This is a genomic window from Streptomyces sp. WM6386, from assembly GCF_000972385.1.
Lineage (GTDB): Bacteria > Actinomycetota > Actinomycetes > Streptomycetales > Streptomycetaceae > Streptomyces.
In genome coordinates this window covers 37,586-60,191 of sequence record NZ_JXTE01000007.1, presented here as the reverse complement: position 1 = coordinate 60,191, position 22,606 = coordinate 37,586, and the positions used below count along the sequence as shown (strand labels likewise).

15 protein-coding genes and 2 pseudogenes are annotated in these 22,606 nt (G+C 71.2%); 9 read left to right on the top strand and 8 right to left on the bottom strand.

The genetic code is table 11. The annotated features are described in order from the left end of the window. Positions 1–47: 47 nt before the first annotated feature. Genes TN53_RS06230 through TN53_RS06220 form a run of 3 tightly spaced genes read left to right on the top strand, consistent with a single transcriptional unit; the run spans position 48 to position 2,580 of the window. Positions 48–1,466 carry a S8/S53 family peptidase gene (locus TN53_RS06230; protein WP_046257359.1) on the top strand — a complete coding sequence of 473 codons (1,419 nt, stop codon included), beginning with the start codon at positions 48–50 and terminating at the stop codon, positions 1,464–1,466. Positions 1,467–1,525: 59 nt separating this feature from the next. Further along, a complete protein-coding gene (locus TN53_RS06225; RefSeq protein WP_046257452.1) occupies positions 1,526–2,101 on the top strand; it encodes an RNA polymerase sigma factor in 576 nt (191 codons plus the stop codon). Further along, the gene (locus TN53_RS06220) at positions 2,098–2,580 is read left to right on the top strand and encodes a hypothetical protein (RefSeq protein WP_095046328.1); all 483 of its coding nucleotides are present in this window, start codon (positions 2,098–2,100) and stop codon (positions 2,578–2,580) included. The genes TN53_RS06225 and TN53_RS06220 overlap by 4 nt, the downstream gene beginning before the upstream one ends. Before the next feature lie 20 nt (positions 2,581–2,600). Here TN53_RS06220 and TN53_RS06215 read toward each other — a convergent pair whose 3' ends face one another. Then, a complete protein-coding gene (locus TN53_RS06215) occupies positions 2,601–3,824 on the bottom strand; it encodes a cytochrome P450 (protein ID WP_046257358.1) in 1,224 nt (407 codons plus the stop codon). A gap of 58 nt (positions 3,825–3,882) precedes the next feature. Then, the gene (locus tag TN53_RS06210; RefSeq protein ID WP_046257357.1) at positions 3,883–4,680 is read right to left on the bottom strand and encodes an N-formylglutamate amidohydrolase; all 798 of its coding nucleotides are present in this window, start codon (positions 4,678–4,680) and stop codon (positions 3,883–3,885) included. 65 nt (positions 4,681–4,745) lie between these two features. Here TN53_RS06210 and TN53_RS06205 point away from each other — a divergent pair, with 65 nt between their 5' ends. Further along, a complete protein-coding gene (locus TN53_RS06205; RefSeq protein WP_046257450.1) occupies positions 4,746–5,087 on the top strand; it encodes a DUF5713 family protein in 342 nt (113 codons plus the stop codon). A gap of 72 nt (positions 5,088–5,159) precedes the next feature. Here TN53_RS06205 and TN53_RS06200 read toward each other — a convergent pair whose 3' ends face one another. The 4 genes from TN53_RS06200 to TN53_RS06185 form a co-directional block, all read right to left on the bottom strand. Continuing rightward, positions 5,160–7,379, bottom strand: a complete 2,220-nt coding sequence (locus tag TN53_RS06200) for an NADP-dependent isocitrate dehydrogenase (protein WP_046257356.1) — start codon at positions 7,377–7,379, stop codon at positions 5,160–5,162. A gap of 175 nt (positions 7,380–7,554) precedes the next feature. Beyond that, positions 7,555–8,631, bottom strand: coding sequence for a mechanosensitive ion channel family protein (locus TN53_RS06195; RefSeq protein WP_046257355.1), 1,077 nt, complete (start codon positions 8,629–8,631; stop codon positions 7,555–7,557). 158 nt (positions 8,632–8,789) lie between these two features. After that, a complete protein-coding gene (locus tag TN53_RS06190) occupies positions 8,790–10,307 on the bottom strand; it encodes an amino acid permease (RefSeq protein WP_046257354.1) in 1,518 nt (505 codons plus the stop codon). Between the two features lie 25 nt (positions 10,308–10,332). Beyond that, positions 10,333–11,310 carry a hypothetical protein gene (locus TN53_RS06185; protein WP_046257353.1) on the bottom strand — a complete coding sequence of 326 codons (978 nt, stop codon included), beginning with the start codon at positions 11,308–11,310 and terminating at the stop codon, positions 10,333–10,335. A 280-nt stretch (positions 11,311–11,590) separates the two neighbouring features. On the opposite strand from TN53_RS06185, the gene TN53_RS06180 reads away from it, so the two are divergent. The 3 genes and pseudogenes from TN53_RS06180 to TN53_RS06170 all read left to right on the top strand — a co-directional run. After that, the gene (locus TN53_RS06180; RefSeq protein ID WP_046257352.1) at positions 11,591–13,030 is read left to right on the top strand and encodes an FGGY family carbohydrate kinase; all 1,440 of its coding nucleotides are present in this window, start codon (positions 11,591–11,593) and stop codon (positions 13,028–13,030) included. Continuing rightward, a complete protein-coding gene (locus TN53_RS06175) occupies positions 13,027–14,409 on the top strand; it encodes an FAD-dependent oxidoreductase (protein ID WP_046257351.1) in 1,383 nt (460 codons plus the stop codon). The genes TN53_RS06180 and TN53_RS06175 overlap by 4 nt, the downstream gene beginning before the upstream one ends. Positions 14,410–14,470: 61 nt before the next feature. Beyond that, a pseudogene (locus TN53_RS06170) lies at positions 14,471–15,421 on the top strand (NAD(P)/FAD-dependent oxidoreductase); the annotation flags it as partial. Here the strand turns inward: TN53_RS06170 and TN53_RS49475 are convergent. Continuing rightward, positions 15,373–15,477: pseudogene (locus tag TN53_RS49475) on the bottom strand (enoyl-CoA hydratase); the annotation flags it as partial. The pseudogenes TN53_RS06170 and TN53_RS49475 overlap by 49 nt on opposite strands. Before the next feature lie 27 nt (positions 15,478–15,504). Further along, positions 15,505–16,524 carry a lysylphosphatidylglycerol synthase transmembrane domain-containing protein gene (locus TN53_RS06165; RefSeq protein WP_095046326.1) on the bottom strand — a complete coding sequence of 340 codons (1,020 nt, stop codon included), beginning with the start codon at positions 16,522–16,524 and terminating at the stop codon, positions 15,505–15,507. A 99-nt stretch (positions 16,525–16,623) separates the two neighbouring features. Between TN53_RS06165 and TN53_RS06160 the strand changes: the two genes are divergently transcribed. Then, complete coding sequence (locus TN53_RS06160; RefSeq protein ID WP_199924520.1) at positions 16,624–18,519, top strand: ABC transporter ATP-binding protein; 1,896 nt, start codon at positions 16,624–16,626, stop codon at positions 18,517–18,519. Positions 18,520–18,691: 172 nt separating this feature from the next. Next, the gene (locus tag TN53_RS06155; RefSeq protein ID WP_046257349.1) at positions 18,692–22,552 is read left to right on the top strand and encodes a glycoside hydrolase family 2 TIM barrel-domain containing protein; all 3,861 of its coding nucleotides are present in this window, start codon (positions 18,692–18,694) and stop codon (positions 22,550–22,552) included. The last annotated feature ends 54 nt before the right edge of the window (positions 22,553–22,606 follow it).

The window sequence follows — 22,606 nt, the reverse complement described above, 5'->3', positions numbered from 1 at the left end:
GCCCCGCGACTCTGACTGACGACCACCGCCCAGTGGGAGGACACGCCATGGCACCACAGCGATTCACCGAGCAGTTCGACCAGATCCAACGTTCGATGCCCGACGTCGCCCTGGCACTGGGGCCCGACGATTCGGCCGAGTTCATCTACGAGAAGGGTGTGGTACTCGCCAGGGACGGTGAGGAGGCGGCACTCGTCGAGGACACCGTGCGTACCCACTTCACCGCCGCGACCGGTCTGAGCGGCGACCAGGTGCGCCGGGCCGGGCCGCAGACCAACCGCTCCGGCATCACCCGAATCGAGGTCGGTGACCCCGGCCACGGCGACCGGCGCGCCGACCGGGCGGTCGCCAACGCCCTGCGCGCCATGCGCGAGCCGGAGGGACGCGCCGGACGCCGTCTCGTCAGCCGCAACCACGTGGTGTCGATCGCGGTGAACTCCTGTCCGGGCGACGAGCCCGTGCCCGCCCCGCTCAACCAGGGCACCAACCCGGCCCCCGCCGAGGCGGGTTACGACGCGGACACCGCCGTGGGCGTCCTCGTCATCGACAACGGTCTCACCCACGACCACCGGCTCGTCCCGCTGCTGGGCCACGTCCAGGGCGACCTGCACGGCTCCGAGACCGACGCGCAGGGCAACCTGCTCCAGTACGTCGGCCACGGCACCTTCATCGCCGGGATACTCGCGGCCATCGCGCCCAACACGGACATCACCGTGCGCAGCACCCTCAACGACGCAGGCGCCATCCTCGAATCCGACTTCGGCGAGGCCCTGTTCGCCGCGGTCGACGAGGGCGGCTGGCCCGAAATCATCAGCCTCTCCGCGGGCACCTCCAACGGCCGCACCGACGGCCTGCTCGGCGTGGACGCCTTCATGAGGGAACTCCGGCAGCAGCGCACCCTGCTGGTCGCCGCGGCCGGCAACAATGCCAGCGCCACGCCCTTCTGGCCTGCCGCCTACGCCTCGCTGCCCGACTACGCGGGCTCGGTCCTGTCGATCGGCGCGCTGCGCACCGACGGTGACCACGGCGCCTGCTTCAGCAACCACGGCTCCTGGGTCAACGCCTACGCCCCCGGTGAGCGCCTCACCAGCACCCTCACCGGCTTCGACGCCCCGATCCCGTACGTGTACCAGCACTCCACGTACGAGGCCTGCCGCTTCCACTTCGGCTACCTGTGCACCTGCCAGCACCCCCGTCACGCGGGCGTGTTGAGCGAGGACGGCACCCCCGCCAAGCCGGACCAGGTGATGTTCGACGGCTTCGCGCACTGGAGCGGCACCTCCTTCGCCACCCCTGCCGCCGCCGGCATGGTGGCCGCGTACATGACCGCCAACAAGGAGGGCGACCCGCGGGCCGCCCGGCAGCAACTGATCGCGGCCAACACCGAGTTCGCGGAGGTGCGAGGGGCGCACGTCACCGCGCTCATTCCGCCGACCTGGCGCCCGAGCACGGCTGTACAACTGTGAGGGCCGAACTCGCCCCCGTCACGGCGTACGATGACATGCCGTACACGAGGGGTGGGGCCGTGGACCGAGCAGATGTCGGCGCGCTGGTCCAGTCCGCCGTCGACGGTGACGCGGCGGCCTGGAAGGCGCTCGTGGAAGGGCTGAGCCCACTGGTGTGGTCCGTCGTGCGCGCGCACCGGCTGTCCGACGCCGACGCGCACGAGGTGTACCAGACGGTGTGGTTCCGCTTCGCCCAGCATCTCGGCCGGATCCGTGAACCGCAGAAGGCCGGCTCGTGGCTGGCGAGCACCGCACGGCATGAGTGCCTGAAGGTGCTCAAGAGCTTAAGGCGACTGACACCCACGGACGATCCGCAGCTGCTCGACCGGGTCAGCGAGGACCGCACCCCCGAGCAGTCGCTGCTCGACTCCGAGGAGGCGGCCGTGCAGAGCGAGCGGATCCGTCACCTGTGGCAGGAGTTCGAGGAACTCGGCGACCGCTGCCGGCAGTTGCTGCGCATCCTGATGGCCTCACCGCCGCCCAGCTACCAGGAGGTCTCCTCCGCTCTGGGCATCGCCGTGGGCAGCATCGGACCCCTGCGCCAGCGCTGTCTGCGCCGGCTGCGGGCACGCATGGAAGCAAGGGGGGCGGTGTGAGCACCGTGCACGACGACTTCGACGAAGAGGCCTACGACGGCGAGGAGTTCGACGTCGATCTGCTGGAGGAGGAGCTCCGACGGGCCGCCTCGATCCTCGATCCGGTACCTGCCCAGCTGCGGGAGATGGCCGTGGCGGCCTACGCGTTGCACGACCTGGACGCCCGCATCGCCGAGCTGACCTTCGACTCGGTGGTGGACGCCATCCCGGTGCGGGGAGCCGTCGACGCACCGCGGATGCTGACCTTCCGCGCGGGCGAGGTCACCGTCGACGTCGAGGTGACCGGACAGGAGCTGCTGGGGCAGGTGCTGCCGCCCCAGCAGGCCCTGATCGAGGTGCTCACCGGTCCGCAGGCGGCCGCGCCCCTGGTCACCGACGACATGGGCCGCTTCACCGGCGACGCGCCGCCCGTCGGTCCCTTCGCGCTGCGGCTGCGGGCGGGCGGGGACGTCGTGGTCACGGAGTGGCTGCGGGTCTGAGCCCGCTTGCGAGGGTCGGCCTACCAGGTCACGGGGAGCGTCCGGGGTCCGCGGATCATGGTCCTGCGGCGCCAGAGGACCTGGTCGGCCGGGACCGCGAGGCGCAGACCGGGCAGCCGGTCGAGCAGGGTGTCGACCAGCAGCTCGATCTGCAGCCGGGCGAGAACGGCGCCGGTGCAGTAGTGCGCGCCGTTGCCGAAGGAGAGGTGCGGGTTGGGGTCGCGGTCGGCGTCGATCCGGTCGGGGGACGGGAAGACGTCGGGGTCGCGGTTGGCGGCGAGGTAGGAGACGTAGACCGCCTCGCCCGCCCCGATCCGCACCCCGTGCAGGTCGACGTCCTCCAGGGCGATCCGCGCCAGGCCGACCGAGGAGCGGTGCGGGATGTAGCGGAGCAGTTCGTCGAGGACGGGTCCGCGCTCCCCGGGCCGATCCCGCATCCTCTCCATCAACTCGGGGCGGGTGAGCAGCAGATACAGCATCTGACCGCAGTTGTGGGTGACGGCCTCACCGCCGATCTGCAACGGCGCGGCCAGCCCGACCGCCTCCGCCTCGCTGATCTCGCCCCGCCGCACGGCCGAGCCGATCCGCGAGTACACGTCGTCACCCTCGCTGTGGGCGCGCGCCCGGACGGTGTCCGCGATCCAGCCGAACATGCCCTTCTTGGCCTCCGCGGAAGCCTCGGCCCCGCCCTTGGTGGAGACGATCTGTGCCGCCCAGGCGTGCATCCGCTCCCGGTCGGCGGCGGGCACCCCCATGACCTCGCAGATCACGGCGACCGGGAAGGGCTCCAGCACCCGCTCGACGAGATCGGCGGGCGGACCGTCCCGGAGGACACCCTCCACCAGCGGGTCCAGGATCTCCTGCGCGCGAGGCCGCAGCCGCTTCATGGCGCTCACGGTGAACGCGTCGGCCACCGTCTTGCGCAGCCGGTTGTGATCGGGCTGGTCGGCCCACGCCGGGGAGCCCGGCTGGGGACTGAAGTGCGGGGCGATCCGGGTGACCTGACGGGTCATCCCCGCGGTGCGGCCGAAGCGCGGATCGTTGGTGATGGCCCTGACGTCCTGGTAGCGGGTGGCCAGCCATGCCCAACCCTCGCCGAACGGCAGCCGGATGCGGGTCAGCGGCCCTTCTCGCATGAGGTCGGCAAGGATCGGATCGAACTCGGTGCCGTCGAGGTCGAGGGTGGGCCAGTCCCGTACGTCGGGCAGGTCCTGGCCGGTCAGCGTGCTGGTCTCCTCGGTCATGCCCCCAGCCTCACCGGCCCTGTGGTGCGCTGTCGCGCGGGAGTGCTCCAGCCGGTGGTCAGCGGGTGACGGCGTCGACGAGAGCGGCGAGGGCCGACGCCATAATCCGCAGCCCGGGGCCGGCGGGCCCGCCGGGTTCGCTCATGTAGGTGTCCCGCCGGATCTCCACCATCAGCGCGGACACGCGGGGATCACGGCCGTGGAACTCCAAGGGCACATACGTCCCGCTGAACGGACTGTCCAGCCCGATCCCCCCACAGCCGGCGAACGCCTCCTGAGCGGCTTCGACGAGCTCGGGAGGGGTGTGGAAGGAGTCGGTCCCCAGGCACACCGGCGGCCTCGGCCCCTTGCCGTGCAGTTCGTAGGGGAGCGGTGCGGTGGGGTAGGAGTGCACGTCGACGATCACGGCCCGCCCCGTGGCGGCGAGCCGCTGGGCCACGGCATCGGTCATGGCCTGCGCGTACGGCCGGAAGTACCGCGCGATCAGCGGCTCGGGATCGAAGCCCTCGGGCCGCAGCGGCGCGCGTCGGGTCGTCCGGGTGTACACGGCGCCCATCCCGACGGCGAGCATCTCCTCCCGCTCGTCCGGGAAGCGCTCGGGATCGACGACCAGCCGGGAGAGCCGGTTCACGAACCGCCACGGAGCGAGGCGCGCCGCTCCGGCCGCCTCCGCGGCGAGCTCCGCGGTGTGCGCGTCGACGATGTGGTCCAGCTCCCGCTCCAGCGCGGCGTCCGGCAGAACGATCCCCGCCCGCACCTCGGCCGGTATCTCCCGCGCCGAGTGCGGCACATGCAGGATCACGGGCGATTCCCCGGCTCCGGGCACCAGCTCGAAGGACGGTTCGGCAGAGGTCATGCGGCGGCTCCGGGGGCGTTGTCAGTGGTGTGGTGCACGATCACAGCATGAGCATGAGCATGAGCATGAGCATGAGCAATCCGCAGGTGACCGCCTACCCGTTTCTCAAGGCGCTGTACGCGGACGACTACTACCCCGACCACGTGCTGGACCGGGCCAGGGAGATCCTGCTGCGCCTCTGCGAGCGGATCGAGAGGGAACGGCCCGCCGATCTTGCCGCGCTGTACGTACTGACGCATGCGGCCACCGAGGAGTTCAACGACCTCGAGGCGGCCTTCGACGCGGCGGGCAGCGAGATCGAGACCGTCGCGCGGGAGGAGATAGGCGAGCAGTTCTGGTTCATCGCCCATGCCTACGGCTTCGCGGCGGCGGACTCGGAGGAGCTGATCTCCGGGCGGAACTGGTGAGACGCACTCCGCCCCGGCCGGGCACGTGCCGACCGGGGCGGGATCATGCAGAGGCCCCGAAGGGCCCCGGCGTCAGCTCAGGGACGCCAGCGCGTCGTTCCACGTCGTGGACGGGCGCATGATCTTCGCGGCCTTGGCCGGGTCGGGCTGGTAGTAGCCGCCGATGTCGGCCGGCTTGCCCTGGACGGCGTTCAGCTCGTCGACGATCTTCTGTTCGTTCGAGGCGAGGGTCTCGGCGAGCGGCGCGAAGGCCTTCGCCAGGTCCGGGTCCTCGGTCTGCGCCGCCAGCTCCTGCGCCCAGTACAGGGACAGGAAGAAGTGGCTGCCGCGGTTGTCGATGCCGCCGACGCGACGGGTCGGGGACTTGTCCTCGTTGAGGAAGGTCGCCGTGGCGCGGTCGAGGGTGTCGGCGAGGACCTTGGCCTTCGGGTTGTCGGTGGCCGCCGCGTACTGCTCGAGGGACGGGACCAGCGCGAAGAACTCACCGAGGGAGTCCCAGCGCAGGTAGTTCTCCTTGACCAGCTGCTGGACGTGCTTGGGCGCGGAGCCGCCGGCGCCCGTCTCGAAGAGGCCGCCGCCCGCCATCAGCGGGACGACCGACAGCATCTTGGCGCTGGTGCCCAGCTCCAGGATGGGGAAGAGGTCGGTGAGGTAGTCGCGCAGCACGTTGCCGGTGACCGAGATGGTGTCCTCGCCGCGGCGGATGCGCTCCACCGAGAGCTTCGTCGCGTCGACCGGGGCGAGGATCCGGATGTCCAGGCCCTCGGTGTCGTGCTCCGGCAGGTACGCGTTGACCTTGGCGATCAGGTTGGCGTCGTGCGCGCGGGTCTCGTCCAGCCAGAACACGGCCGGGTCACCGGTGGCGCGGGCGCGGGTGACGGCGAGCTTCACCCAGTCCTTGATCGGCGCGTCCTTGGTCTGGCAGGCACGGAAGATGTCGCCCTCGGCGACCGGCTGCTCGATGAGGACGTTGCCGGCCTGGTCGACCAGACGGACCGTACCGGCCGCCTTGATCTCGAAGGTCTTGTCGTGGGAGCCGTACTCCTCGGCCTTCTGCGCCATGAGGCCGACGTTCGGGACCGAGCCCATCGTCGAGGGGTCGTAGGCGCCGTTGGCGCGGCAGTCGTCGACGACGACCTGGTAGACACCGGCGTAGGAGGAGTCCGGCAGCACCGCGAGGGTGTCGGCCTCCTGGCCGTCCGGGCCCCACATGTGGCCGGAGGTGCGGATCATGGCCGGCATCGAGGCGTCGACGATGACGTCGGACGGCACGTGCAGGTTGGTGATGCCCTTGTCGGAGTCGACCATCGCCAGGGCCGGGCCCTCGGCGAGCTCGGCGTCGAAGGACGCCTTGATCGCGGCACCCTCGGGGAGGGACTCCAGGCCCTTGTAGATGCCGCCCAGACCGTCGTTCGGGGTCAGGCCGGCCGCGGCGAGCGCGGTGCCGTACTGCGCGAAGGTCTTCGGGAAGAACGCGCGCACCACGTGACCGAAGATGATCGGGTCGGAGACCTTCATCATCGTGGCCTTCAGGTGCACGGAGAACAGCACGCCCTGGGCCTTGGCCTCGGCGATCTGCGCGGTGAGGAACTCCCGCAGCGCGGCCACGTGCAGCACGGACGCGTCGACGACCTCACCCTCGAGGACCGGTACCGACTCGCGCAGCACCGTGGTGGCGCCGTCCTCGGCGACCAGCTCGATCCGCAGCGCACCCGCCTCGGAGATCACGACGGACTTCTCGGTGGAGCGGAAGTCGTTCTGCCCCATGGTGGCGACGTTGGTCTTGGACTCCGACGACCAGGCACCCATGCGGTGCGGGTGGTTCTTGGCGTAGTTCTTGACCGAGGCGGGAGCCCGACGGTCGGAGTTGCCCTCACGCAGGACCGGGTTCACCGCGGAACCCTTGATCTTGTCGTAGCGGGCCTGGATGTCCCGCTCCTCGTCGGTCTTCGGGTCGTCGGGGTAGGCCGGCAGCGCGTAGCCCTGCGCCTGCAGCTCGGCGACCGCGGCCTTGAGCTGCGGGATGGACGCCGAGACGTTCGGCAGCTTGATGATGTTCGCCTCGGGCGTCTTCGCCAGCTCGCCCAGCTCGTGCAGGGCGTCCGGGATGCGCTGGTCCTCGGTCAGGTACTCCGGGAACACCGAGATGATGCGCCCGGCCAGCGAGATGTCCCGCGTCTCCACGGCGACACCCGCCTGCGAGGCGTACGCCTGGACCACCGGCAGGAAGGAATACGTCGCCAGGGCCGGGGCCTCGTCAGTGTGCGTATAGATGATGGTCGAGTCAGTCACCGGGTGCTCCGCTCCACGTCTGCAACATTGCTCGACATCAAGATATCTCCTGAACGTCCGAGGCTCGACAGGGGCCCGCGACAGAGGAGGGCGCACCCTGGCGTGAGATATCGCACCAGGTGGGTTCCTGTCTCTGGGGGAGGCGGCTTCGCTGCCTCGGCCGACGACGGCGCCGTCAGTCGAGGCGGGCGGAGGTCACCTCGCCGGTCTCCTCGGCACCCCGCTGCTGCGGGATGACCACGGCGCCCTGCTGAAGTGCCACCGTGCGCGTCGGCGCCGGGATGCGGATGCCCTCCGCGCGGTAGCGCTTGTGCAGGCGCTTGATGAACTCGTGCTTGATACGGAACTGGTCGCTGAACTCGCCGACACCCAGGATGACCGTGAGGCCGATCCGGGAGTCGCCGAAGGTGTGGAAGCGGACCAGCGGTTCGTGGTCGGGGACCGCGCCGGTGATCTCGGTCATCACCTCGGCGACGACCTCGATGGTCACCCGCTCGACGTGGTCCAGGTCGCTGTCGTAGCCGACCCCGACCTGGACCAGGATCGTCAACTGCTGCTCGGGGCGCATGAAGTTGGTCATGTTCGACTTGGCGAGCTCCCCGTTGGGGATGACGACCAGGTTGTTGGAGAGCGCCCGGACTGTCGTCTGACGCCAGTTGATGTCCTCGACATAGCCCTCCTCCCCGCTGCTCAGCCGGATGTAGTCACCGGGCTGGACGGTCTTGGAGGCGAGGATGTGGATGCCCGCGAAGAGGTTGGCGAGGGTGTCCTGCAGGGCGAGCGCGACCGCCAGACCGCCGACGCCGAGGGCGGTGAGCATCGGCGCTATGGAGACACCCAGGGTCTGGAGCACCACCAGGAAGCCGATCGCCAGGACCAGCACACGGGTGATGTTGACGAAGATCGTGGCCGAGCCGGCGACGCCGGGGCGGGACTGGGTGACCGACCGCATCAGGCCGGCCACCAGCCGGGCCGCCGCCACCGTGACCACGAAGATCAGCAGGACGGTCAGGACCTGGTTGGTGGTGCGCTGGGTCGTCTTCGTCAGCGGCAGCGCCGCCGCGGCGACGGCGATGCCGCCCGCGATCGCCGCCGCGGGCACCACCGTCCGCAGCGCGGCCACGATGACGTCGTCGCCGCTCCATTTCGTGCGGTCGGCGTGCTTGCCCAGCCACTTGAGCAGGATCCGCAGCAGGAACGCGGCAACCAGGCCCGCGACCACGGCGATTCCGGGGACGACCAGGTCGTCCATGGTGAGATCCCGTTGAAATGCTGTCACGTTGCCACCTGTTCGAAAGTGCTGGATGAGCGACCGCGCGGGCCGTGAAGGCGCCACGACGGGCGCGACCGCTCATCCTGCCGTATCCGGCACAGGAGTTCGTAGGTGGCACCGGGGGCGGACGGCTCTGCTCAGACGATCCCCTCAGCCAGTTCCGCCTGGTCACGGTCGGAGCCGTACGCCGCCGTGGTGGGCGTCCCGTACGAACGGCGGGCGGCGTACCACCACACGGTGGCGAGGACGAGTACGACCGCGAGGGCGACGGACGCGTAGTTCATCGTGTCGACCGTCACCGGCGAGGACTGCGGCAGACAGAAGAGCACCGTGACGAACGCCACCCACACCACCGCGATCCATCCGACGGGCTTGCTCCACCGGCCCAGGCTCCAGGGGCCCGGCTGGAACCGGTCGCCCGCGCGCAGCCGCAGCAGTACGGGGATGGCGTACGCGGGAGTGATGCCGATGACGTTGATGGCGGTGACCGCGCCGTACGCCGTCGCCGAGTACAGGGACGGCAGGGCGAGGAGGCCGGCCACCGAGACCGACAGCCACACGGCCGCGACCGGGGTCTGGGTGCGGCTGCTGACCTTGCGCCACAGGGCCGAGCCCGGCAGTGCCCCGTCCCGGCTGAACGCGAACACCATCCGGCTGGCCGCGGCGACTTCGGCGTTGCCGCAGAACAGCTGGGCGACGATCACCACGATGAGGAGCGCGCTCGCGCCGTCCGTGCCGAGGCCGTCCAGCAGGATCTGCGCGGGCGGCACCCCGGTGTCGGTGGCCCGGGTGGCGTCGTAGTCCTGGATGGCGAAGGTGAGACCGGCGAGCAGGACGAAGCCCGCTATCCAGGAGACCCAGATGGAGCGGACGATGCCCTTCGCGGCCGACACGGAGGCGTTGGAGGTCTCCTCGGACAGATGGGCGGAGGCGTCGTAGCCGGAGAAGGTGTACTGGGCCAGGAGCAGGCCGACCGCCGCCACGTACAAGGGACTCGACCAGCCGGTGTCGTTGACGAACTCGGTGAAGACGAAGGACGGCGACTGGTGGTGGTCCGGCACGATCGCCAGCGCGCCGACGATGAGGGCGACGCCCGCCAGATGCCACCACACGCTGATGGAGTTGAGCACGCTGACCAGGCGCACACCGAAGAGGTTCAGTACGGCGTGCAGCAGCAGGATGACGGCGAAGATGAGCATCGTCTTCTCCGGCGTCGGCTCGAAGCCCCACTGGAGATTGGCGAACGCGCCCGCGAACAGTGCCGCGCCGTAGTCGATGCCGGCGATCGCACCCAGCAGACCGAGCAGATTCAGCCAACCCGTGTACCAGCCCCAGCGGCGGCCGCCGAGCCGGTCCGCCATGTAGTAGAGCGCGCCGGATGTCGGATACGCGCTGGTGACCTCGGCGAGCGCGAGGCCCACGCACAGGACGAACAGGCCGACCCCGGCCCAGCCCCACAGCATCACCGCGGGACCGCCCGCGCCGAGCCCGAAGCCGTACAGGGTCATGCAGCCGGACAGGATCGAGATCACCGAGAAGCTGATCGCGAAGTTGCCGAAACCGCCCATACGGCGGGCGAGGACCGGCCGGTAGCCGAGTTCGCGCAGACGCTGCTCCTCGTCGTGCGGTGGGCGGCCGTCGGTGGTGCGGGACATACGTACCTCCGGGACTGGTGGTGGATCACGCGGGACGGCAGCGCGCCCGGGCCTGGAGGAAGATCTCCACGGCCTGGGCGGTGTCGCCCTGATCGGGGGTGCGGTACGCCCAGGGCAGGGGCGTCCAGTACGGGCCGAGTGCCTCGAACACCCGCGTCGCGTCGGTGAACTGGAGGGCGCCCCACAGGGCGTGGGCGACATGATTCAGGTCCAGCTGGGAGCGCTCGGCGGTGAAGGTCTGCTCGAACCAGGCGTACAGCGCGCGCTGGGCCTCGCGGGTGGCGTCCTCGGCGACCCAGTGCAGGTCGAGCGCGGCGTCGCGGCCGCCGGAGCGGCGGTAGCGCTCGACCCGGACGTAGAGGGGCAGGACGTGCAGCGCGGAGCCCGGGGGAGCGGTGTCGGCGGCCCAGTGCGCGTAGCCGGCGGCCTCCGCGAGCCGCCCCGAGGTGCCGTGCTCGTAGAGGAACTGGAGCATCCGGTGGTGGGCCTCGCGGTTGTACGGGTCGCGCTTGTCGGCCTCGGCGAGCAGACCCCACGGGCCCGGTGGCAGCATCGGCCCGGGAGGCGCCACCCGGTGCTCGGCCCACTGCCGCTCCCGGTCGAGCCGGGCCAGCGCCAGCAGACACACCCAGGGGACGGGGTCCGGTGGGGCGGCCCGGGTCGCGGTGTGGCTCGCCCGCCAGGCCTCGTGCCACAGGTCGAGGGTGTGGGGGTGGCCCTCGCGGTGTGCCCGCAGCGCCCGTTCCACGGCGACCCTGGCGTGCATCACCGTGGCCGGGACGCTGTGCGGTTCCTCCTCGAGCCAGGCGCGCACCACGTCGGTGCCGGCGGCCGCGGTGGCGAGGACCTGGGTGCGCTGGGTCCACTGCCACCAGGCCGTGGTCTCCGTGAGGAGCCGGCGCATCGACATCCAGCGCCCCGTGCGTAACTCCTGGAGGGTGGCGCGCAGCGCGGTGTCATGGCCTGCGGGATCGTAGGCGGGGCGTGCTCCTTCTCTGGCCATCAGCCTCCCGCCCCGGGCAGCGGGCGGGTTCTGACGGCAGGGTGGAGTAACAACAGCCCTCCTCTGGGCGGCAGTTGAGGAGCTCACGTCGGTCGCGGCGGTCACTATAGAGGCGGAGGTTCCGCATCTTCTCCCGTTTCCCGATCTTTTCGAACTCCTTTGCGGAGCCGGAGGGTTGACTCACAGTCAGCCCCGCTTGACGCGATGTGTCGGGCGACGGCAGGCTGTCGCACGGTGATCGCCGAGAAATGGTCCGAAGGCACGCCCCGGGGAGGGCTCGATGACAGGTCCGGTGCTCGCTGTCGACCAGGGCACATCCGGCACCAAGGCCCTCGTCGTCTGCCCCGAACGCGGTGTCATCGGCGCCGGCTTCGCCGAGGTGCGGCCGCGCCATCTGCCCGGCGGCCTGGTCGAGGTCGACCCCGAGGAGCTGTACGCCTCGGTCGTCGACGCCGGCCACCGCGCCCTGGCCGAGGCGTGCGAACCCGTCGTGGCGCTGGGCCTCGCCAACCAGGGCGAGACCGTGCTCGCCTGGGATCCCGACACCGGCCGCCCGCTCACCGAGGCGCTCGTCTGGCAGGACCGCCGCGCCGAGTCGGTGTGCGAGGAACTCGCCCCGTACGCGGATGAGTTGCGTGAACTGACCGGCCTGCCCCTCGACCCGTACTTCGCCGCCCCCAAGATGGCCTGGATACGCTGCCACCGCACCCGCGAGGGCGTCGTCACCACCACCGACGCCTGGCTCGTCCACCGTCTCACCGGCGCCTACGTCACCGACGCCGCGACCGCCGGCCGCACCCAGCTCCTCGACCTCGACCGCGCCCGCTGGTCACCGCGCGCCCTCGACCTGTACGGACTCGCCGACGAACGGCTCCCCAAGGTCGTCGACAACGCCCAACACATAGCCGTGACCAAGGAGTTCGGGCCCGAGATCCCGCTCACCGGCCTCGCCGTCGACCAGCAGGCCGCCCTGCTCGCCCAGCGCATCACCGCACCCGGCGGCGCCAAGTGCACCTACGGCACCGGCGCCTTCCTCCTCGCCCACACCGGCGACACCCCGAGCCACGGCACCTCCGGGCTGGTCAGCTGTGTCGCCTGGCGGCTCGGCGGAGAGGCGAGCTACTGCCTCGACGGCCAGGTGTACACGGCCGCGTCCGCCGTGCGCTGGCTCGCCGACCTCGGCATCATCAAGGGCGCCGCCGACCTCGACGCCGTCGGCGCCACGGTGCCCGACAGCGCCGGCGTCACCTTCGTCCCCGCACTGGCCGGGCTCGCCGCCCCCTGGTGGCGCGGCGACCTGCGCGGATCGCTCACCGGGCTCGGCCTCGACACGGGTCCCGGCCATATCGTGCGCGCCCTGTGCGAGGGCATCGCCGCCCAGGTCGCCGAGCTCGCCGACGCGGCCGGCACCGACCTCGGCGCGCCCTTCACCGCCCTGCGTGTCGACGGGGGCCTCACCCGCTCCACCCTGCTCATGCAGACCCAGGCCGACCTGCTGCAACGTCCCGTCGAGGTGTCCGCCCTGCCCGACGCGACCGCGCTCGGCGTCGGCGCCCTGGCCCGGCTGGGCGCCGAGCCCGACCTGACGGTCGCCGAAGCGCTGCCCGACTGGAAGCCGGCCGCCGTCTACGAGCCGCGCATCACCCCCGACGAGGCCGCCGAGCGCCGCGCCGGCTTCCGCACCGAGGTCGCCGCACTGCTCGACCGGACACCCGTATGACGGTCACCACGGCCGGACCGCTGCCTTCCACCACCTACGACGTGGCGATCGTCGGCGCCGGAGTCGTCGGCAGCGCGATCGCCCGCGAACTCGCCCGATACCCACGCCTGCGTGTCGCGCTCGTCGAGGCGCAGGACGACGTGGGCCAGGGCACCTCGAAGGCCAACACGGCGATCCTGCACACCGGGTTCGACGCGGTCCCCGGCTCGCTGGAGGCGCGGCTCGTCCGCGAGGGGTCACACCAACTGGCCCGATTCGCCGCCGAGTCGGGCATCCCCGTCGAGCCGGTCGGCGCCCTCCTCGTCGCCTGGGACGAGGAACAGCTCGCCGAACTGCCCCGCCTCGCGGAGAAGGCCGAGCGCAACGACTACAGGGAGTCCCGGCTGCTCGGCGCGGCCGAAGTGTACGAGCGCGAGCCGCACCTGGGCCCCGGTGCGCTGGGGGCTCTGGAGGTCCCGGGCGAGAGCATCATCGACCCCTGGACGACGACCCTGGCCTACGCCACGCAGGCCGTCCGGCACGGAGTGGACCTGCACCTCAACTGCCGGGTGGAACAAGGCGTCCAGGTCACGACGCGGGGCGCCCTCCACGCCGGCTGGGTGATCAACGCGGCCGGTCTCGACGCCGACACCCTCGACCGGCGGCTCGGCCACCACGACTTCACCGTCACCCCGCGCCGCGGCCAGCTCATCGTCTTCGACAAGTTCGCCCGGAGCCTGGTCCGGCACATCCTCCTGCCCGTCCCGACGGCCCTCGGCAAGGGCGTCCTGGTGACACCCACCGTGTACGGCAACGTCCTCCTCGGGCCCACCGCCGAGGACCTCGACGACAAGCGGGCCACGCAGTCCTCCGCCGAAGGCCTGTCCCAGTTGCGTGAGCAGGGCCGCCGCATCCTGCCCGAACTGCTCGACGAGGAGGTCACCGCCGTCTACGCCGGACTGCGCGCCGCCACCGAGCACGACGACTACCGCATCCACGTCCACCCGGAACAGTCCTACGTCACGGTGGGCGGCATCCGCTCGACCGGCCTGACCGCCTCGCTCGCCATCGCGGGACATGTCGTCGAACAACTAGCCAAGAACGGACTTGAGTCGGGGCCTGCGCGCGACCTGGATCCCGTGCACATGCCCAACCTCGGCGAAGCCTTCCCCCGCCCCTACCAGCGCCCCGAACTCATCGCCGCCGACCCGGAGTACGGCACCCTCGTCTGCCACTGCGAACGCGTCTCCCGCGGCGAGATCCGCGACGCCCTCGCCGGTACGGTCCCGCCGGGCAGCCTCGACGGGCTGCGCCGCCGCACCCGGGCCCGGTCGGGGCGCTGCCAGGGGTTCTACTGCGGGGCGACCGTACGGGAGCTGTTCGAGGAGGCCCGGACGTGACGCGTCAGGACGGCGCCCGCGGTGGCGCGGCGGTGCGCGAGTTCTTCGAGGGGGTCCGGGTATGAATCGCGAGGTCGACGTCCTCGTGGTGGGCGCCGGTCCCGCGGGTCTCGCCGCCGCCGCCCGCCTGGCCGTCGGCGGTGCCGGCAAGGTCGAGGTGCTGGACCGGGAGCAGCGGGCCGGGGGAGTGCCACGGCACTGCGCGCACGGCGGCTACGGCACCTGGCTCCATCCGCTGACCGGTCCCGCGTACGCCCGGCTGCTCGTGGACGCGGCGCAGCGGACCGGGGCGGTCGTGAGGACCGGAGTGAGCGTCCTCGACTGGGCGGACCCGGCCCGCGGCGCCCTCGCGCTCGCCACCGTCGGCCGGGACGGCCCCGCGACCATCGAGGCGCGGGCCGTGATCCTGGCCACCGGCGCCCGTGAACGCCCGCGCGCCGCACGCCTGGTGCCGGGGACCCGGCCGGCCGGCGTCTACACCACCGGTGAACTCCAGCAGGCCGTGCACCTGTACGGGCAGCGGATCGGGACGCGGGCGGTGATCATCGGTGCGGAAGGCGTCTCGTACTCGGCCGCCGACACCGTACGGGCCGCCGGAGCCGAGGTCGTCGCCATGGTCACGGAGTCGGACCGGGCACGGACCACCGGACTCCGCGCCCAGGACGCCCGCCTTCGCCGACGCGTCCCCCTGCTCACCGGGACCGCGGTCGTCGAACTCCTCGGCCACGGACGGCTGTCCGGCGTCCGTGTCCGGCACCGAGACGGTCGTACGGCTGTCCTGGCGTGCGACACCGTCGTGTTCACCGGCGACTTCGTGCCCGAGAACGAGCTGGCGCGCAGAGGAGGCCTGACCCTGGCCCCCGAGACCTCACGGCCCGGCGTCTTCGCCGCCGGCACTCTGCTGCACCCGGGAGAGAGCGCGGCCGAGGCCGCTCGTGCCGGTGCGCGGGTGGCCGGCACCGTTCAGGGGTTCTTGAACGACCCGTGCCGCCCCGCCCCGGAGGCGTATCCGGCGGCGCCCTCCAGGCCCTCCGCCAACACGCCCATGCCGTAGCCGAGTTCACCGCGGGCTCCTCGGGGTCAGACGACCCTCGTTCAGATGACCTTCATGCGTACCAGCGCTCCCAGCGTCAACGCCCCCGGAACCAGCGGCAGCCACACGGTGATGATCCGGTACGCCAGCACCACGGCCGTAGCGATCGCCGCCGGACCGCCCGCCGCCACCAGCGCCACGATCAGCGCCGCCTCCACCGAGCCGATCCCGCCGGGCGTCGGCACCAGCGCGACGGCGACCGTCGCCGCGAGATACGCCACCGCGATGTGCAGCGGCGGCACCGGCAGCCCCAACGCCTGCCCCACCGCGGCCAGTCCGGCCGCCTGCAGCGCGGGGAAGGCGAGCGAACCGCCCCACAGGGCGAACGCCCGGGCGGGCCGGGTGTGCACCTCGCGTGCCTCGTGGAGCGCCGTGCACAGGAACGAGGTCACGGTCGTACGCACCCGCCGTACGAACACGAGCACGCCCGCCGCCACGACCAGCACCAGTCCCAGGGCGGGCAGCAGCGCGCCGAGCGTGCCCTCGGGCAGGAGGGCTCCCAGGCTCAGCGCGTCGGGGAAGGCGATCAGCAGCGCGGCCAGCAGGGTCAGCCGGCCGATCGACTCCGCCAGCAGATACAGGGCGAGCGCGGCCGAGGAACGGGCCAGCGGGAGCCCGCACACCGTCATGAACCGGAGATTGACCGCGCTCGCGCCCAGGCCGGTGGGGAGCAGGTGATTGGCCGCGCCGGCCGCGAACTGGGTCGCCAGCAGCCGCCGCTTGGGCAGCCCCTGAACGACCGCGCCCTGGCGGGTGCAGGCGGCGGCGACCCAGGTCAGACAGGTCGCGCAGACCGCGACCAGCAGCCAGGGCCACTCGGCCGACTCCAGATGGCCCAAGCCCTCGGACAGGACCGAGCGGTGCTGCACGGCGACGACCGTGACGAGCAGAAGCGGAAGCAGACACAGGATCTGACGGATCCGGCGGGCGGGGACGCGACGGGGGCTCACGTCCTGAGAGGTTCTCCGTGCCGTGCCAACTGCGGGTTGCGGAAGGGCGGCCGGGGGATTGCGTACGGTCATCGGATCCTTCGAGCGGGGAGAGGTCCTGGTGGACATCCTGGGGACGGACGTCCAGGAAGTGTTGACCTCAACAACGCTTGAGGTCGTACGTTCGCTCCCATGAGCATGGAAACCACAGCCTGGACACAGCTGCAGAGCGTGATGCACGCCGAGCAGGAGACGCGGCCCTTCGCCCGCACGACGCTGCGCCGCATCGGCGCCTTCGCCCGGCCGCACCGCACCCGCATCGCGCAGTTCGTGGCATTGGGGGTGGCGACCGCGCTGCTCGCCGTCGCCACCCCGGTGCTCGCAGGACACGTCGTGGACGCCATCGTGACGGGCGACGACGAGGGCACCGTCGTACGACTCGCCCTGCTCATCGCGCTGATCGCGGTCGCCGAGGCGGCGCTGGGCATCCTCGGCCGACGGCTGTCGTCGACGCTCGGAGAGGGTCTCATCCTCGATCTGCGGACGGCTGTGTTCGATCATGTGCAGCGCATGCCGGTCGCGTTCTTCACACGGACACGTACGGGAGCGCTGGTCTCCCGACTCAACAACGACGTCATCGGTGCACAGAGAGCGTTCAGCAACACACTCTCCGGAGTCGTCAGCAACCTGGTCACCCTGCTGCTCACCCTCGCCGTCATGCTCACCCTGTCCTGGCAGATCACCCTGCTCGCGCTGGTACTGCTGCCGGTCTTCGTGATCCCGGCCCGCCGGATGGGGCGCCGGATGGCCCGCATGCAGCGGGAGGCGGCCGCGCTGAACGCGGCGATGGGCACCCGCATGACCGAGCGCTTCTCCGCGCCCGGCGCCACGCTGATCAAGCTGTTCGGCCGCCCCGAGCAGGAGTCCGAGGAGTTCGCGGCCCGCGCCCGCAGGGTCGCCGACATCGGCGTCCGCACGGCCACCGCCCAGTCGGTGTTCATCACCGCCCTCACCCTGGTCTCCGCCCTGGCGCTGGCCCTCGTCTACGGCCTCGGCGGCTGGTTCGCCCTGCGCGGCACCCTGGAGCCGGGCGCGGTCGTCTCCCTCGCCCTGCTGCTGACCCGGCTGTACGCCCCGCTCACCTCCCTCGCCGGAGCCCGCGTCGAGGTGATGAGCGCCCTGGTCAGCTTCGAGCGGGTCTTCGAGGTGCTCGACCTGAAGCCGCTGATCGAGGAGAAGCCGGACGCACTCGACGCCCCCGACGGGCCGGTCGCGGTCGAGTTCGACGACGTCCGCTTCGGCTACCCGTCCGCCGACAAGGTCTCCCTGGCCTCCCTGGAGGAGGTCGCCTCCCTCGACACCCGGGGCGGCGACGAGGTCCTCAAGGGCATCTCCTTCCGAGCCGAACCGGGCCAGACGATCGCCCTGGTCGGCTCCTCCGGCGCGGGCAAGTCGACGATCGCCGCACTGCTCCCGCGTCTGTACGACGTCGACGAGGGCGCCGTGCGGATCGGCGGAACCGACGTCCGCGACCTCACCGCGGGCTCGCTGCGCGCCACCCTCGGCATGGTCACCCAGGACGGCCACCTCTTCCACGACACGGTCCGCGCCAACCTGTTGCTGGCCCGCCCGGAGGCAGCCGAGGACGAACTCCGTGACGCCCTGCGCCGCTCCCGCCTCGAGGCCCTCGTGGACTCCCTCCCCGACGGCCTCGACACCGTGGTCGGCGAGCGCGGCTACCGCCTCTCCGGCGGCGAACGCCAGCGCATGACCATCGCCCGGCTGCTGCTGGCCCGCCAGCGCGTCGTCATCCTCGACGAGGCCACCGCCCACCTGGACAACACCTCGGAGGCGGCGGTCCAGGAGGCGCTGACCGAGGCTCTGGAAGGACGGACCGCGATCGTCATCGCCCACCGTCTGTCCACGGTCCGGGCGGCCGACCGGATCCTGGTGGTCGAGGGCGGTCGGATCGCCGAACGGGGCACGCACGAGGAGCTGTTGGCGGCCGACGGACGCTACGCCGAGTTGTACCGGACCCAGTTCGAGGAGCGTGGGGGCGAGGTCCCGGAGATCGAGGCGGTGGCGTAGAGCAGTCGCACGGAACGCGTCAACCCCGCAGATTCACACAAAGACCGACAACATCATTGCCTCCCTCGGGTCGACGACCTAGTGTGCGTTCGGTTTCCCAACAGCACCGAACAGGATCTGACGCTCACTCAAGCAGTGCCCCCACACTGTCGTCCCGAGGAAGGCCACGGTCATGTCGCACTTTCCCGTGTCGCCCGTCAGCCGCCGCCGTCTGCTGGAGGGAGGTGCCGCGGTCCTCGGCGCGCTCGCCCTGCCCGGATCGATCACCGCGGCACGGGCCGCCGACGCGGCGGCCACCCCCGAGTGGAACGGCAACATCGCCGTCTTCCGGCTGGGGTCCGAGCCGCCGCACACCACCCTCACGCCGTACGCGGACGTGAGACAGGCCCTGGCCGCGGACCGCACCCGCTCCCCGTACCGGATGAGCCTCGACGGCAAGTGGAAGTTCGCGTACGCCGACCGCCCCGACGACCGCGACACGGACTTCTACCGCACGGACGTCGACGACAGCGACTGGGACACCATCCCCGTCCCGTCCGCCTGGCAACTGCACGGCCACGACCGCCCGATCTACATCAACATCACCTACCCCTGGTGGGGCCCCAACGGCATGGGCGAGGAGGCGCAGCCACCGGCCGCACCGACCCGCCACAACCCCGTGGGCCAGTACCGCCGCACCTTCACGGTCCCGCGCGACTGGAAGGGCCGGCGGACCTTCCTCCACTTCGAGGGGGTCAAGTCCGCCCACTACGTGTGGATCAACGGGGAGTTGGTCGGCTATCACGAGGACTCCTACGACCCCGCCGAGTACGACATCACCCCGCACCTGAAGCCGGGCACCAACCAGATCGCGGTCGAGGTCTACCGCTACTCCGACGGAGACTGGCTCGAGGACCAGGACATGATCCGGCTGAGCGGCATCTTCCGCTCGGTGCACCTGTACTCCACGCCCGCCGTGCACCTGCGCGACTTCAGGCTGGACACCCCGCTGAGCGACGACTACCGGTCCGCCGAACTGTCGGTGACCGCGAGCGTGCGGGACTACGGCGGCCAGGGCGGCGGCCGGTACTCCGTCGAGACCCAGCTGTACGACCCGAGCGGGCATCCGGTCTGGCCCAGGCCGCTGCAGCAGGCCGTCGCGCTGGACTCCGGCAAGGAGCAGACCGTACAGGCAGCGAGGGCCGTGCCCCGGCCGCGCCTGTGGTCGGCCGAACACCCCGACCTCTACACCGCCGTGCTCCGCCTGCGCGACCCGGCGGGCAAGGTGATCGAGACCCTCTCCCACCGCGTCGGCCTGCGCGAGTTCGCGCTCAGGGACGGCCTGATGCGCATCAACGGCAAACCGGTCTCCTTCCGGGGCACCAACCGCCACGAGATGCACCCGGTGCACGGCTCGGCCCTCACCCGCGCGGACATGGTCAAGGACATCGAGATCATCAAGCGGCTGAACATCAACAGCGTCCGCACCTCGCACTACCCCAACAACCCGCAGTGGCTCGAACTCGCCGACGAGTACGGCCTGTACCTCGTCGGCGAGACCAACCTCGAGACCCACGGCATCCGCGGCGAGTACCCCGGCAACCACGCCGACTGGACCGAGGCCTGCGTGGATCGCGCCCGCAACATGGTCCACCGCGACAAGAACCACGCCTCGGTGGTCATCTGGTCGCTCGGCAACGAGGCGGGCGGCGGCAGCACCTTCAACGCCATGTACGACTGGATCAAGTCGTACGACACCACCAGGGTCATCCAGTACGAGGGTGACGACCGCCCGGGCATGAGCGACATCCGCTCCGAGATGTACGACAGCCCCTCCCGCGTCGAGGCGCGCGCCAAGGACACGAACGACACCCGGCCGTACGTGATGATCGAGTACTCGCACGGCATGGGGAACTCCAACGGCAACTTCAAGAAGTACTGGGACATCGTCCGCCGCTACGACGTCCTCCAGGGCGGCTGGATCTGGGACTTCGTCGACCAGGCCCTCGAGTGGCCCACGCCCACGCGCAAGCGGTTCACCGAGTCCGGACCCACCGCACTGCGCGGCGAGCTCCAGGCCCCCGCCGGCACGTTCACCCGCGCCGAGGGCGTCTCCGGCGGCACCGTCTTCGCCCGCGACACCAGCCTCGACCTCACCGGCTCCCTCACCCTGGAGGCCTGGGTCACCCCGCATGTGACCGGCTACCACCAGCCGATCCTCGCCAAGGGCGACACCCAGTACGCCCTCAAGCAGACGGACCGGAACCTGGAGTTCTTCATCTACGGCGGCGGTCAGTGGATCAGCGCGAGCTGGGCGCTGCCGGACGACTGGACCGGCCGCGAGCACCACATCGCGGGCGTCTTCGACGCGGACGCGGGCACCCTGACCCTCCACGTCGACGGCGAGATACGGGCCACCCGCACCACCACCCGGCGCCCCTCGAACAACACCGCGTCCCTGGCCCTGGCCACCGACGTCGACAACCCCACCCGGGAGTTCAGCGGCACCGTCCGCCGGGCCCGTGTGTACGCCCGCGCGCTGAGCGCCGCCGACATCGCCTCCGCCGGCCGGGGACCCGGCGACTACGGTGTCCGGTTCTGGTTCGACGCCGCCACCGTCGACCTCACCGAGCAGCGGCCCCGGGACAGGACGTTCTACGCCTACGGCGGCGACTGGGCCGACAACCCCAACGACGGGGCCTTCTCCGGCGACGGCATCGTCACCGCCGACCGCGGACTCACCGGCAAGTCCGCCGAGGTCAAGCAGATCTACCAGGCGATCGACGCGGCCTGGGCGTCCGGCAATTCGGGGGCGGTGACCCTCACCAACGAGTACCTCTTCACCAACCTCCGCGAGTTCGACGGACGGTGGGAACTCGTCGCCGACGGAAAGGTGGTCCGGCGCGGCAGACTGAGCAGGGCCCAACTGGACCTCGCGCCGCTGTCGAGCAAGGACATCACCGTGCCCTTCGAAGTGCCGGACGACCCGGCGCCGGGCGCGGAGTACTTCCTGCAGTTGTCCTTCACCACCACGGAGACCACGAAGTGGGCCAAGGCCGGCTTCGAGGTGGCCAGGCAGCAACTCGCCGTCGACTCCGACAGCCCCGCCGTGACACCGCTGCCGCCGGCCCGCGTCCCGGCGCTGAGCCACAAGGACGCCGGCGGGGCGATCACCGTCACGGGCAAGGGCTTCTCCGTCACCGTCGACAAGAAGACCGGCGTCATCACCTCGTACCGGGCCGGTCGCGCCGAGCTGATCTCCGCCGGCCCCGCCCCCAACTTCTGGCGGGCCCCCACCGACAACGACCGCGGCAACGGCCAGCACACCCGCAACCAGACCTGGCGCGACGCCGGTACCGACCGCAGGGTCACGGACGTCGTCGTCAGCACCCTGGACGACAAGGCCGTCGTCATCAAGGTCGCCGGCACCCTGCCCACGACCACCGAGTCGACGTACACCACCACGTACACGGTCTTCGGGAACGGCGAGATCAAGGTCGACAACACCCTGCACCCGGGCGCCTCCTCGCTGCCGTACATCCCGGAGGTGGGAACCCTGCTCTTCCTGCCCGCCCGTCTGGAGAAGCTGCACTACTACGGCCGTGGGCCCGAGGAGAACCACTGGGACCGCAACAACGCCACCGACGTGGGCCTGTACTCGGGCACCGTCACCGGCCAGCGGACCTCCTACCTGCGCCCCCAGGAGAGCGGCAACAGGACCGACGTCCGCTGGATCGCCCTCACCGGCGGTGACGGCCCGGGCCTGCTCGTCACCGGCGAACCGCTCCTGGAGGTCAACGCCTCCCACTTCACCCCGGAGGACCTGTCGGTGGGGGCCCGCCACGACTACCAGCTCACCCCGCGCAAGGAGGTCGTCCTGCGTCTGAGCCACCACCAGATGGGCGTCGGCGGCGACAACAGCTGGGGCGCGCACACCCACGACGAGTACAAGCTGTTCGCCGACCGGGACTACGCCTACACCTACCGGCTGCGGCCGCTGACGGACGTGGACGAGGCGATGGCTGCGTCACGGAGGCCCACCGGCCTGGAGTGACCCGGCGCGGCGCACCGCGCCCGGCATGACAAGCTGTGCTTCCCCACCCCGAAC

What these genes read in the sequence shown, in the direction of transcription:
- TN53_RS06185 (WP_046257353.1), bottom strand. Translation starts at nt 11,310, where the DNA reads ATGGCCAGAGAAGGAGCACGCCCCGCCTACGATCCCGCAGGCCATGAC.
- TN53_RS06215 (WP_046257358.1), bottom strand. Translation starts at nt 3,824, where the DNA reads ATGACCGAGGAGACCAGCACGCTGACCGGCCAGGACCTGCCCGACGTA.
- TN53_RS06210 (WP_046257357.1), bottom strand. Translation starts at nt 4,680, where the DNA reads ATGACCTCTGCCGAACCGTCCTTCGAGCTGGTGCCCGGAGCCGGGGAA.
- TN53_RS06160 (WP_199924520.1), top strand. Translation starts at nt 16,624, where the DNA reads ATGAGCATGGAAACCACAGCCTGGACACAGCTGCAGAGCGTGATGCAC.
- TN53_RS06180 (WP_046257352.1), top strand. Translation starts at nt 11,591, where the DNA reads ATGACAGGTCCGGTGCTCGCTGTCGACCAGGGCACATCCGGCACCAAG.
- TN53_RS06205 (WP_046257450.1), top strand. Translation starts at nt 4,746, where the DNA reads ATGAGCATGAGCAATCCGCAGGTGACCGCCTACCCGTTTCTCAAGGCG.
- TN53_RS06230 (WP_046257359.1), top strand. Translation starts at nt 48, where the DNA reads ATGGCACCACAGCGATTCACCGAGCAGTTCGACCAGATCCAACGTTCG.
- TN53_RS06175 (WP_046257351.1), top strand. Translation starts at nt 13,027, where the DNA reads ATGACGGTCACCACGGCCGGACCGCTGCCTTCCACCACCTACGACGTG.
- TN53_RS06190 (WP_046257354.1), bottom strand. Translation starts at nt 10,307, where the DNA reads ATGTCCCGCACCACCGACGGCCGCCCACCGCACGACGAGGAGCAGCGT.
- TN53_RS06165 (WP_095046326.1), bottom strand. Translation starts at nt 16,524, where the DNA reads ATGACCGTACGCAATCCCCCGGCCGCCCTTCCGCAACCCGCAGTTGGC.
- TN53_RS06155 (WP_046257349.1), top strand. Translation starts at nt 18,692, where the DNA reads ATGTCGCACTTTCCCGTGTCGCCCGTCAGCCGCCGCCGTCTGCTGGAG.
- TN53_RS06195 (WP_046257355.1), bottom strand. Translation starts at nt 8,631, where the DNA reads ATGGACGACCTGGTCGTCCCCGGAATCGCCGTGGTCGCGGGCCTGGTT.